Origin of the sequence: Dermacoccus sp. BD5, from assembly GCF_044878485.1 — a bacterium.
GTDB classification, from domain to species: Bacteria; Actinomycetota; Actinomycetes; order Actinomycetales; family Dermatophilaceae; genus Dermacoccus; species Dermacoccus nishinomiyaensis.
In genome coordinates this window covers 51,646-63,599 of the sequence record NZ_JANJER010000002.1, presented here as the reverse complement: position 1 = coordinate 63,599, position 11,954 = coordinate 51,646, and the positions used below count along the sequence as shown (strand labels likewise).

Annotated in this window: 8 protein-coding genes and 1 other RNA gene; 6 read left to right on the top strand and 3 right to left on the bottom strand. The window is 68.5% G+C overall.

All coding sequences use genetic code 11. The features are described from left to right. The first annotated feature begins 1 nt into the window (after position 1). The 3 genes from NQ706_RS01915 to NQ706_RS01905 all read left to right on the top strand — a co-directional run bounded on the left by NQ706_RS01915 (position 2) and on the right by NQ706_RS01905 (position 3,748). Positions 2–1,234: a M23 family metallopeptidase gene (locus NQ706_RS01915; protein ID WP_051806009.1), complete on the top strand. Its 1,233-nt coding sequence runs from the start codon at positions 2–4 to the stop codon at positions 1,232–1,234. Between the two features lie 94 nt (positions 1,235–1,328). Further along, positions 1,329–1,805, top strand: a complete 477-nt coding sequence (gene smpB / locus NQ706_RS01910) for an SsrA-binding protein SmpB (protein WP_006943848.1) — start codon at positions 1,329–1,331, stop codon at positions 1,803–1,805. Between the two features lie 68 nt (positions 1,806–1,873). Continuing rightward, a complete protein-coding gene (locus NQ706_RS01905; protein WP_081873691.1) occupies positions 1,874–3,748 on the top strand; it encodes a DUF2207 domain-containing protein in 1,875 nt (624 codons plus the stop codon). Positions 3,749–3,877: 129 nt separating this feature from the next. Here the strand turns inward: NQ706_RS01905 and NQ706_RS01900 are convergent, their stop codons facing one another. After that, complete coding sequence (locus NQ706_RS01900) at positions 3,878–7,258, bottom strand: pyruvate carboxylase (protein WP_038571231.1); 3,381 nt, start codon at positions 7,256–7,258, stop codon at positions 3,878–3,880. Positions 7,259–7,486: 228 nt separating this feature from the next. Beyond that, positions 7,487–9,067: an MFS transporter gene (locus tag NQ706_RS01895; protein WP_038568888.1), complete on the bottom strand. Its 1,581-nt coding sequence runs from the start codon at positions 9,065–9,067 to the stop codon at positions 7,487–7,489. Positions 9,068–9,474: 407 nt separating this feature from the next. On the opposite strand from NQ706_RS01895, the gene ssrA reads away from it, so the two are divergent. Continuing rightward, positions 9,475–9,842: a transfer-messenger RNA gene (ssrA, locus tag NQ706_RS01890) on the top strand. Positions 9,843–10,007: 165 nt separating this feature from the next. After that, positions 10,008–10,187, top strand: coding sequence for a hypothetical protein (locus NQ706_RS01885; RefSeq protein ID WP_150112767.1), 180 nt, complete (start codon positions 10,008–10,010; stop codon positions 10,185–10,187). Between the two features lie 520 nt (positions 10,188–10,707). Here the strand turns inward: NQ706_RS01885 and NQ706_RS01880 are convergent. After that, the gene (locus NQ706_RS01880; RefSeq protein WP_038568884.1) at positions 10,708–11,358 is read right to left on the bottom strand and encodes a hypothetical protein; all 651 of its coding nucleotides are present in this window, start codon (positions 11,356–11,358) and stop codon (positions 10,708–10,710) included. A 110-nt stretch (positions 11,359–11,468) separates the two neighbouring features. On the opposite strand from NQ706_RS01880, the gene NQ706_RS01875 reads away from it, so the two are divergent. Then, positions 11,469–11,822 (top strand): hypothetical protein, encoded by a 354-nt coding sequence (locus tag NQ706_RS01875; RefSeq protein ID WP_051806007.1) that lies wholly within the window; start codon positions 11,469–11,471, stop codon positions 11,820–11,822. The last annotated feature ends 132 nt before the right edge of the window (positions 11,823–11,954 follow it).

Sequence of the window (11,954 nt, the reverse complement as noted above, 5' to 3'; positions counted from 1 at the left end):
GGTGGCGCCCACCAAATCCCGTCGCCGACTCTGCGCCGCAGCCCTCGCCGGGACCTGCGCGCTCGGTGTCGCGTCCGGGTCGAGCCACGCCGTCGGTGACGACGTCGACGACAAGATCAAGAACAGCAAGTCCGAGATCGACGACATCTCGAAGTCGCTCGCCGACGCCGACGCGACGCTGACGAAGACGAACAAGGCCGTCGCGGCCGCTGACAAGAAGGCGAAGGACGCGAAGGGCGCCCTGACGAAGGCCCAGCAGAAGCAGCGTGACGCCGCGTCCGACTACGACGTCGCCAAGGCCGACGAGGACGCCTCGCGCACCGCCCTCGCGACGAACCGCGCCGACCAGGCGAAGGCACGCACCGAGGTCGGTGGCCTCGCCCGCAACGCGTTCGAGACGGGCGGGCTCGGCGACCTCACGTTCACCATCGAGGTGCTCACCTCGAACTCGGGTGTCTCCGGGTCGATGGCACTCGCCGACATCGTCATGCGCCGCCAGCAGGGCGTCATCACGAATCTCAAGAGCTCGGCCGCAGCCGGGCAGAGCGAGGCGACACGTCTCGCGGAGATCCGGCGTCGTGCGAGCCTCGCGAAGACGAAGCAGGACGCCGCCGTCACCGCCGCGAGCACGGCGAAGACGGACGCCGACGCCGCCGAGGCGAGTCTCGTGGCGTTGCAGAAGACGCAGAAGGACGACAAGAAGAAGCTCGAGGCCGAGAAGAAGAAGGAGGAGGCGAAGCTCGCGGCGTTGCAGGCTGAGAGCACGCGCCTGAAGAACGTCACGACGACGAGCAAGGATGTCGACACCAGCGTCCACGACGTGCCGCAGGGCACCGGTTTCCTCGCCTCCCCGGGCCCGATCTCGAGCATCGTGTCGGGCTACGGCTACCGCTTCCACCCCGTCCTCAAGATCAACAAGCTGCACGAGGGCGACGACTTTCCGTTCGCGTGCGGCACGCCCGTCTATGCCGCGGGTGACGGCACCGTCATCGAGGCGAACTACAACGACGTCTCCGGCAATCACGTCTACATCAGCCACGGAACCGTCAACGGTGCGCAGCTGACGAGCGCCTACATGCACTTCACGTCCCTGTCGGTCAGCGTCGGGCAGAAGGTCAAGAAGGGCCAGCAGATCGGGGTCTCGGGGATGACGGGGCGCGTCACCGGCTGCCACCTGCACTTCGAGACCCGCGAGAATGGTGTGGCCGTCAACCCGCTGAAGTGGATAAAGTGACAGCTTCGGAAATGCCCGGCATGCCTGCGATGTTGTCTTCACAGACGTTGACCACGCCGAACGCGACCGCATCGAAGCAGAAGGGGGTGAGCCCATGCCGAAGGAACACGGCACGAAGGTGATCGCCAACAACAAGAAGGCGCGCCACGACTACCACATCGAGGAAACGCTCGAGGCGGGGCTGTCCCTCATGGGCACCGAGGTGAAGAGCCTGCGCATGGGGCGCGCGTCCCTCGTCGACGGTTACGTGCTCGAGCGCGACGGTGAGATGTGGCTCGAGAACGTCCACATCCCCGAGTACCTCCAGGGCACGTGGACGAACCACTCCGCGCGCCGGCGACGCAAGCTGCTGCTGCACAAGGCCGAGATCCTCAAGCTCGCGAACAAGGCGCAGTCGAAGGGGTACACCATCGTGCCGCTGTCGCTGTATTTCAAGGACGGGCGCGCGAAGGTCGAGATAGCCCTCGCGCGAGGCAAGCAACTGCACGACAAGCGCCAGACGCTGCGCGAGCGTCAGGACAACCTCGAGGCGCAGCGCGAGATGCAGGTGCGCCTCAAGCGCGGCGGCTGAGCCACGAGTCGGCGCAGCGCTCGCCCCGTCGGCATGCCCCCGCCTCGCCCACGTGGCAAGGTAGGGGCATGAGTCGTCTCAGGGGAGCACCTACACCGTCGGCCCGCACCGCACTCGGCGCCGCGGCCGTCGCGCTCGTCGCCATGAGCGCAGCGCCCGCTCAGGCCGCGGGCAACGACAACATCCGCATCACGAACTACGACATCCGCTACGACGTGGGCACCGACGGTGGCGTCGACGTCACGGAGAATCTCGACGTCCGCTTCAGCGACAGCAGCCATCACGGGCTCGATCGCATCGTCATCACGGGCCAGGGCGTGAGCGATACCCAGCACCGTGAGTACCCGATGACGAACGTCTCCGTCACCTCTTCGACGGGAGCGCCGACGCAGCTCCAGCGCTCCCGTGACGGCGGCGCGGAGCGGTTGCGCATCGGCAGCCCGAACCGCACCGTGTACGGCACGCAGCACTACACGCTCAAGTACCACCTCGCCGGTGTCGTCAACAAGCAGTCGGGCAACTCGACCGAGTTCTTCATCAACGCGACGGGCAACGACTGGAAGATCCCGATCGACACCGCGCGTGTCACCGTCAAGGGTCCGGGCGCCGTCTCTCGGGCCAAGTGCTGGTACGGCGAGAAGAACTCGAAGCAGGAGTGCAGGGCGACGCCGGGGACGGAGGCGTCGTTTTCGGCGAACAACGTCGGCAACGGGCGCGGCATGACGATCGACGCCGACCTGCCGACGTCGGCGTTCACGAACACCGCCCCCATCCTCAAGGACGGCTCGGCCGAGGACGCGTTCGGCGTCAACGGGCCGCTGACGTCTTCGCAGCGCCAGGCCGTCAACGTCGGCGGCGGGGCTCTGGCGGCGGCACTCGCCGGGCTCGGCGGGCTGTGGTTCGTCCGCGACCGTCGGCGCAACGCCGACGAGCGTTACAGCGGAATCGCACCCGGTCAGCTCCCCGCGCCCGGCCAGGAGGTACCGATCGCGCGGACCGGTGACCCGGAGGTCGCCGTGCGCTTCGAGCCGCCCAACGACGCCACCGCGGGCCTTGCGGGCCTCGTCATCGACCGTCGCGCCGACAACCGTGACGTCGCGGGCACCATCGTCGACCTCGCGGTGCGCGGGTACCTGCGCATGGAACAGGTCGACAAGAGCGACTGGCTGCTCATCGCCAACCCGCAGCCCCCTGCCGGTGATCTGCTGGCCTACGAGGCGGACCTACTCAACGCGCTGTTCTCCGACGGCTCGCAGGTGTACCTGTCCGATCTGAAGAACCACTTCGCGGGCCACCTGGCGAACGCGAAGGAGGGCATCGAGGACGAGGCCGTCGCGCGCGGCTGGTTCAAACAGCGCCCGAGCGCGAGTGAGGCCGGGGCCAAGGGCCTCGCGAGCCTGTTCGCGGTGCTCGCCGTCGTCTCGTTCTTCGTCGCGAACCACTTCCACCTCAACGGCTTCCTGTTCGGTGCGGGTTTCGCGATCGTCGCCGTCCTCGCGCTCGTGCGTTCGAAGAACGCTGCCGCGCGCACGCCCGTCGGCTCGGCGGTGTACGACCAGACGCGCGGGTTCGAGCTGTATCTCAAGACGGCTGAGGCGAAGCAGATCAAGTTCGAGGAAGCCGAGCAGATCTTCAGCCGCTACATGCCGTATGCGGTCGTGCTCGGTCTCGCCGACCGCTGGGCGAAGGTCTTCGGCCAAGTCGCCGCTGCCGCGCAGGCGCAGGGCTACCCGATGGTCATGCCCTACTGGTACGTGCCGTACGGCGGCTTTGGCGGCGGTTTCGGGGGCTTCGACAACTTCGGCGCCTCGATGGAGGCCTTCAGCGACGCGGCGTCGTCCGCGTTGTCGTCCACGCCCGGTTCGAGCGGCGGTAGCGGCTTCTCCGGCGGGGGAGGCTTCTCCGGCGGCGGCATCAGCGGTGGTGGTGGCGGCGGCTGGTGAGCCGGCCCGCCTGTAGCACGCCGAAAGGGGCGCCCGTCTCGAGTCGAGACGGGCGCCCCTTTCGCATGCGCCGCAGGACCTGACGGGCCCGAGCGGAGGCCGCGAGCCGTCAGGTCACGGCGGCGGACATCACTCGATGACGATGACGAGGTCGCCGCCCTCGACCTGCGTCTCGTGCGTCAGAGTGACGCGCTTGACGGTACCGGCGACGGGCGTCGTGATGGAGGCCTCCATCTTCATCGCCTCGATCGTCGCGACCGTGTCGCCTGCCGCGACCTCGTCACCCTCGGCGACGCTGACGGACACCATGCCCGCGAACGGAGCCGCGACATGGCCGGCGTTCTTCGGGTCGGCCTTCTCGACGGCGGCGACGTCGACCTTGACGGCGTGATCACGCACCTGGACGGGACGCAGCTGGCCGTTCACGGTCGCGAGCACGGTGCGCATGCCGCGCTCGTCGGGCTCGGAGACCGACGCGACCGACAACAGGATCTTCTTGCCCGGCTCGAGGTCGACCTCGTGCTCCTGCCCGGGTGCGAGGCCGTGGAGGAACTCCTTCGTCGACAGCACCGACAGGTCGCTGTAGAGCTCGCGGGCGCGTGCGTAGTCCTGCGTCGGGCCGGGGAACAGCAGGCGGTTGAGGGTTCCGCGCGGGTCGCGTGCGAGGTCGGCCTCGTCATCGTCGCTCAGCTCCTCGACGCGCGGGCGCACCGTGCGTCCGGCGAGGGCCTTCGTGCGGAACGGCTCGGGCCAGCCACCGGGCGGGTCGCCGAGCTCGCCGCCGAGGAAGCCGATGACGGAGTCCGGGATGTCGTAGTTCTGCGGGTTGGCCTCGAAGTCCTTCGGGTCGGCGTTCGCGCTGACGAGCGCGAGCGCGAGGTCGCCGACGACCTTCGAGCTCGGCGTCACCTTGACGACGTTGCCAAGGATGTCATTGGCCGCGGCGTACATGTCCTCGATCGCCTCGAAGCGGTCGCCGAGGCCGAGCGCGATCGCCTGTTGACGCAGGTTCGACAGCTGCCCACCCGGGATCTCGTGACGGTACACGCGACCCGTCGGCGCGGCGAGGCCCGACTCGAACGGCTTGTAGAGGGTGCGCACGGCCTCCCAGTACGGCTCGAGGTCGCACACGTTCGCGAGGTCGAGCCCCGTCGCACGGTCCGTGCCGTCCGTCGCGGCGACGAGCGCCGACATCGAGGGCTGGCTCGTCGTGCCCGACATCGCGGCGCTCGCGACGTCCACCGCGTCGACGCCCGCGTCGATGGCGGCGAGCAGCGTCGCGAGCTGGCCACCGGCCGTGTCGTGGGTGTGCAGGTGCACAGGCAGGTCGAAGCGCTCCCGCAACGCGGTGACGAGGGTGCGCGCCGCCGGGGCGCGCAGCAGACCGGCCATGTCCTTGATCGCGAGGACGTGGGCGCCGGCGTCGACGATCTTCTCGGCGAGCGCGAGGTAGTAGTCGAGCGTGTAGAGCTTCTCGTCGGGGGAGGCGAGGTTGCCGGTGTAGCACAGGGCCACCTCGGCGACGGCTGTGCCCGTCTCGCGCACCGCTTCGATGGCGGGACGCATCTGCTCGACGTCGTTGAGGGCGTCGAAGATGCGGAAGATGTCGACACCCGTGCGCGCGGCCTCGGTGACGAACGCGTCGGTCACCTTGGTCGGGTACGGCGTGTAGCCGACGGTGTTGCGCCCGCGCAGCAGCATCTGGATGGGGATGTTCGGCATCGCCTCGCGCAGCTTCGCGAGGCGGTCCCACGGGTCTTCGGACAGGAAGCGCAGCGCGACGTCGTACGTCGCGCCGCCCCAGGCCTCCATCGACAGCAGCTGCGGCGTCATGCGTGCGACGTAGGGCGCGACGTGCAGCAGGTCGCGGGTGCGGATGCGGGTCGCGAGCAGCGATTGGTGGGCGTCGCGCATCGTCGTCTCGGTGACGGCGACGGCCTGCTGCTCGCGCAGAGCGCGGGCGAACGCCTCGGGCCCCTCGGTGATCAGCCGGTCGCGCGCGCCGGGCGGGACGGGGCCGGTGATGTCGAACGCGGGCAGCTTCTCACGCGCCGTGATGGCGAGTGCCGAGTGGTCGCCGTACGGCTTGTTGACGGTCGTCTCGGCGAGGTAGGTGAGCAGCTTCGTGCCGCGGTCGCCGGGAGTGCGCGCGTCGAGCAGGTGCGGGTGGGTCTCGATGAACGACGTCGTCACGTTGCCGGAGATGAATGCCGGGTCCTCGAGCAAGGCCTGCAGAAAGGGGATGTTCGTGCTGACACCGCGCACGCGGAACTCGGCGAGGGCGCGGCGGGCGCGGCGCACGGCCGTCGCGAAGTCGCGGCCGCGGCAGGTGAGCTTGACGAGCATCGAGTCGAAGTGGGCGCTGACCTCGGCGCCCATGTGGATCGTGCCGCCGTCGAGGCGAACGCCCGAGCCACCCGCGGAACGGTAGGCGGTGATCGTGCCGGTGTCGGGGCGGAAGCCGTTGGCCGGGTCCTCGGTCGTGATGCGGCACTGCAGCGCCGCGCCGCGCAGGTGGATGTTCTCCTGAGCGAGGCCGAGGTCGTCGAGGGTGTCGCCGGAGGCGATGCGCATCTGCGCGGCGACGAGGTCGACGTCGGTGACCTCCTCGGTGACGGTGTGCTCCACCTGGATGCGCGGGTTCATCTCGATGAACACGTAGCGGCCGCGGGTGTCGAGCAGGAACTCGACGGTGCCGGCGCACGAGTAGCCGATCTCCTTCGCGAAGGCGACGGCGTCGGCGCACATGCGTTCGCGCAGTTCGGGGGAGAGGTTCGGTGCCGGCGCGATCTCGACGACCTTCTGGTGGCGTCGCTGCACGGAGCAGTCGCGTTCGAAGAGGTGGACGACGCCGCCCTCACCGTCGGCGAGGATCTGCACCTCGATGTGGCGCGGGTCGACGACGGCTTCCTCGATGAAGCAGGTCGCGTCACCGAAGGCGGATTCGGCTTCGCGCATCGCGGCCTCGAGGTTCTCGCGCAGCGCCTCGGGCTTCTCGACGCGACGCATGCCGCGCCCGCCGCCGCCGGCGACGGCCTTGACGAAGACGGGGTAGCCGATGTCGTCGGCGCCCTTGACGAGTTCGTCGATGTCGGACGACGGCGGCACGCTGCGCAGCGTCGGCAGGCCGGCGCGCTTGGCGGCGGCGATGGCCGTCGCCTTGTTGCCCGTCATGTGCAGCACGTCGGGCTTGGGGCCGATGAAGGTGATGCCGGCGTCGGCGCACGCCTCGGCGAGCAGCGGGTTCTCGGACAGGAAGCCGTAGCCGGGGTAGATCGCGTCGGCGCCCGATTCGCGGGCGACGCGGATGATCTCGTCGACGTCGAGGTAGGCGCGCACGGGGTGGCCGACCTCGCCGATCTGGTAGGCCTCGTCGGCCTTGAGGCGATGCTCGCTGCCGCGGTCCTCGTGGGGGAAGACGGCGACGGTGGTGGCGCCCAGCTCGGTGGCGGCGCGGAACGCGCGCACGGCGATCTCGCCTCGGTTGGCGACCAGGACCTTGCGGAACATGCACATCTCCGTTCGGGGTGGGGCGCCGCGGCGGCGCAGTTGGTGCTGACACTACCGGTCGCTCAGCGCTGAAAACCGCAGAGCTTCGCGGCAAAACCGACCAATAGCGAACAGTTGGCAACACACGCGTGTCTCGCACCACACCGGACGTGAGAAAAGCCTCTGGGCGGGCCCGACGCCGGGTCGAGCCCGCCCAGAGGCGAGGGTGTGCAAGCTGAAGCGACCGCGTCAGCCCACGTGCGCGGTGGGCGCTGCCCCGTCGGTCTGCAGTTCGTCGCTGCGAATCGTGATGAAGATCAGGATGAGCAGGGCTCCGACGAGAAGCATGCCGGAGGCCACCCAGAACCCGTGCGTCGAGGCGAAGGTCTGCACGTCGAGCGCTCCGGCTGCCTGCTGGGCCTGCATTTTCGACTTGAACTCAGCCGTTCCCTGCACCGACGTCGGCACCTTCGCCATCGCGGCAGCGGCGGCGGCCTTGAGCTCGTCGGCACGCTGCGTCGCATAGTGCGAATACACCGTGGTGAGAGCCGCGAGACCGATCGAACCACCGATCTGCTGCGCGGTGTTGAGCGCGGAGGCGGCGGCCCCCGAGTCCTTCGCTTCGACGCCGTGGGAGGCGGCGAGCGTCATCGGGATGAAGACGAAGCCCATGCCGAGGGCCATGACGAAGATGCCGGGCAGCAGGTGCGTCGCGTAGCTCGAGTGCGTGTCGAGCTGGGTGAACGACCACATGCCCGCTGCTGCGAGCAGGCCGCCGAAGCCCGAGAGGTAGCGCGGCTTGATGCGCGTGACGAGGTTCTGCGAAAGGCCCGCGGCGATGACGATGCCGAGGCTGAACGGCAGGAACGCGAAACCGGACTTGACCGGCGAATAACCGAGCACCTGCTGGATGTACAGGCCGAGGAAGAAGAACATCGCGAACATCGCGGCACCCATGATGAGCATCGCGAGGATGGCGGTGCCTCGCGTGCGGTCGGCGAGGATGCGCATCGGCAGCAGGGCGTGCTCGGTGCGGCTCTCGATGGCAGCGAACGCGATGACGAGCAGGGTGCCCACGATCAGCGGCACGAGGGTCCAGGTGTCGCCCCACGAGTGGGACGCGGCGTTGGACAGGCCGTAGACGATGCCGAACAGACCTGCGGTCGCCGTGACGGCGCCGATGATGTCGAGGGTGCCCTCGTGACCGTCGGATTCGACGAGCACGCGGGGTGCGAGCACGGCGACGGCGATGCCGATGGGCACGTTGATGAGCATCGTCCAGCGCCAGTCGATCTCGGTCAGCACGCCGCCGAGGATGAGGCCGATCGCTGCACCGGCGCCGGACATCGCGGCGTAGACACCCATGGCGCGGTTGCGCTCCTTGCCGGGCGGGATCGTCGTGTTGACGAGGGCCAGTGCCGCCGGCTGAGCCAGCGCCGCACCGGCACCCTGGAGCACGCGCGCGGCGAGCAGGAGGGTGGGGTTGGGCGCGATGCCGCCGAGCAGCGAGGCGAGAGCGAACACGGCGATGCCGACGGTGAACATGCGGCGGCGTCCGAAGATGTCGCCGAGGCGCCCGCCCAGCAGCAGGAGCGAACCGAGAGCCAGCGCGTAGGAGGTGACGACCCACTGAAGGCCGGACTGGCTGAAGTGCAGATCGGTCTGGATGTGGGGTAGTGCGATGTTCACGACCGTCCCATCGAGCACGATCATGAGCTGGGCGCAGGCGATCACGAAGAGCGCGAGGCTGAGGTTGGGCTTCGCGGGGTTGTCGGTGGATGACTCCACGGGTGCGTCGGGGCCGTGAGTGCTGACAGCAGCAGTCGACATCAGCCCCTCCTTTCTCGAGTTGGCGCCTTTGAGGGGCCGGGGCAGGCGTGGGGGAGAGGCCGGCGAGGGACCGACGGAGTGTGATGCGCGCGGGATCGAACGCGGGCAGCAGGGCGATCGGGCGCTGCTCTGGGGGAGTGCAGCCGCGCGTTGGCCGCCGTTCGTCGGGATGGGATCGGCCGTGGCGCGACGCAACGTGCCCGTGCGGCGAGGTGATTGAAGATGCAACGACCGAGGAACAACGATAGACCCCTCTGGGTGAGGCGCCAAGCGATCCTCGTGTGGCGCGCGACACGGCAGGAGGCGCAGCGCGTGGGAATGCGCTCGCGTCCTTCGCTGTTGAACCGCTAGACTGACGGACGCTGATTCGTCAGTCAGCACAACTCCACAGAGCGAACAGTTTCCATGGGGATGATCGGTTTCGACATCGGTCGCCGTCCCAGGGGAAGCGGGCCGAGGATGCAGAGTTATCTCGTTAACGCTCTCTGCAAACTTATAGGTGCCGATTCCAAGCGCACCGACTTCGCCCTCGCCGCCTGAGCGAGCCCGAAGTCTGTCAGCCTGAGCTAGTTCTCGACTCAGTGTCTGGCATCAGCTAGAGAACTTGCTGCAACGTCTTGTCGAGGGGCGTTGTGGGACTCTCACTCGACTGGGCCTGTCGCGGAATGTGTCATTCCTTGCCGCGGGGCCGAGAAAAATCCGCAGGATGACTGCGCCCGGAGAAGCCCTGGATCGCCGTCGATGGACGGGGGTTCAATTCCCCCCATCTCCACCACCTCCATGCATCGGTCGCGAGGCCGAGCGGCTGTTCGCAGAACTCGTCACGCAGCGTGAATCAGGCTGCTGCGTGACCCGTGTGGCACGGAGCCCGCCGTCATCCCTTTCGAGGGATGACGGCGGGCTCTTGCACGTCGTGCGGTCCGGCGCGTACCACTCGCCGGTGCCGAGCCACCGCTGCACGATCGGCGTCATAGATCGCGACAAACCCGGCCGGGTGATGGCCGTCCCGCCCGACTTCTCGATCAATAGATCGCCCATGGACGAGCTCGTGGCGTCCACCGATCCCTACCAGTACGCACGCGGGAGGGCTCTGGCCAGCTTTGCGCAGCTGAAGGATTGAGAAATGAGCGGCGCCGCCATCAGCGTCTCGACGTCGGTCGACGGTGAGGACATGACGGTCGGGACGTGGTATCCGCATCCACGAAGCGGTGGCACTTTTCGCCATGAGGAGTCGTGGGCGAGCGCTGAGTACCGCTACTCGCGGTCGCCGGCGCTGCCCGTGCTGGCAGGCAGTGCGCCTCAGGTGACATATACCGAGAAGGGGGCCCTGCCGTAGGTCTCCTCGGACAGCGCACCTGCTCGGTGATGCCGGCAGATCATCGAACGGACGTGGCAGGCCGACGGCAGGGGTGTGCCTGACGCAGTCGACATCCTTCTCGCCGTGAGCGACCGGCTACGGATAGGCACACTTCGCTTCGTGCGCGACGGAGTCGTGATGAGCGAGAGCGCACGCGTGCCCAAGATGCTCGACCTGGCTCACCTCGAGGCGGTGGCGCGGGCGCCACGGCATTCAGCCGCACCGCGATCGCGTCGTGCGCGACGGGTTCGACGGTGCGATGAGGCAGCAGAACGCAGTGTCCTCAGGCCGCCGGGGCACAGACCACCTGGTCGAGCTCGGCGGACAGCGGCTGGCCGACGTTGTTCTTCACGACGTTCTTGACGCGTGCGACGCAGCGGACGCGCTTGTCGTCCTTCGTCAGGTAGGTCGTGCCGTGCGCGGCGATCGTCGCGGTTTCCTGGCCGATCGAGTCGACCTCGATACGGCTTCGCGCGTACGTCTCCGTCAGCCCGTTCTTCTTCTGCGCGGCGACGCTGAGGGCGTGCAGGTCATCGGGCGACCACGTCACGTCACTCGAGGCCGGCGCGGCGACGGCCTTCGCCTCCGGGCGCCAGTCCTTCTCGGGGACGGCGGCGGCACGCGCCGCGCTCAACGCGTCGGCGCGCTCGATCGTCGCCGTGGCCGACGCGATGGGCGCCGAGCCCGCCACGCGATGACGCATCGACGGCACCGCCGCCACGAGCGCGACGACGGCGAGCGCCGCGATCACGCCGAAGCGCCACGGGTGGGCCCGCTCCAGGCACATCGACGCGAACATCCACGCGATCGCGCCGATCAGCACGGCGCAGAACGCGAGCGCGGCAAGCGTCGAGACGACCGTCACGTGGGTGGGGGACAGCTGCGGCAGCCACACCGTCGCGACGTGGGCGGCGTGATCGAAGCGCACCGTCATGAGAGCTCCTTGGACGAGGGGCTGCCTCGTCGCAGCCGCTCGAAGCTATGCCGACAGCCTGAGAACCCGCCGAGAGGGCGCCGGACGTGCGCGGTGCGATACTGCACGGGATGCCCCCTTCCGACTCCCGCCTCCTCCGCGCCTGCCGCGCGCTGCTCGTGCTCGCCCTCGCACTGCAGACGTACCTCCTGTACGTGTTCCATTCGAGCGGGGCAGAAGGTGAGCTGTTCCCCCACGCCGACAAGGTGGTCCACGCCTGCATGTTCGGCGGACCCGCCCTCCTGGCACTGCTCGGACGGTGGCGATGGGTGGCGCTCATGCTCGCGTTCTATGCGCCGATCTCCGAACTGATCCAGGGCACGGACGTCGTGGAGCGCGACGCGGACTGGCGCGACGCACTCGCCGATGTGACAGGAATCATCCTGGCGTGGGGGTTGACGCGTCTGCTTCGCCGCCGGGCGTGACGTAGACTCGGGGGACCATTGATCTTGCGTTCAGTAGGTTTGCTTTCGGTTTGAGCGTGCCCGCAGCTACTCCCTGTGGCGGCACGTGGTGGTGAGAGTAGGCCCGTTCTCTGAGCGTCACCCACGATGTGA

What these genes read in the sequence shown, in the direction of transcription:
- NQ706_RS01900 (WP_038571231.1), bottom strand. Translation starts at nt 7,258, where the DNA reads ATGTTCCGCAAGGTCCTGGTCGCCAACCGAGGCGAGATCGCCGTGCGC.
- smpB (WP_006943848.1), top strand. Translation starts at nt 1,329, where the DNA reads ATGCCGAAGGAACACGGCACGAAGGTGATCGCCAACAACAAGAAGGCG.
- NQ706_RS01880 (WP_038568884.1), bottom strand. Translation starts at nt 11,358, where the DNA reads ATGACGGTGCGCTTCGATCACGCCGCCCACGTCGCGACGGTGTGGCTG.
- NQ706_RS01905 (WP_081873691.1), top strand. Translation starts at nt 1,874, where the DNA reads ATGAGTCGTCTCAGGGGAGCACCTACACCGTCGGCCCGCACCGCACTC.
- NQ706_RS01895 (WP_038568888.1), bottom strand. Translation starts at nt 9,067, where the DNA reads ATGTCGACTGCTGCTGTCAGCACTCACGGCCCCGACGCACCCGTGGAG.
- NQ706_RS01875 (WP_051806007.1), top strand. Translation starts at nt 11,469, where the DNA reads ATGCCCCCTTCCGACTCCCGCCTCCTCCGCGCCTGCCGCGCGCTGCTC.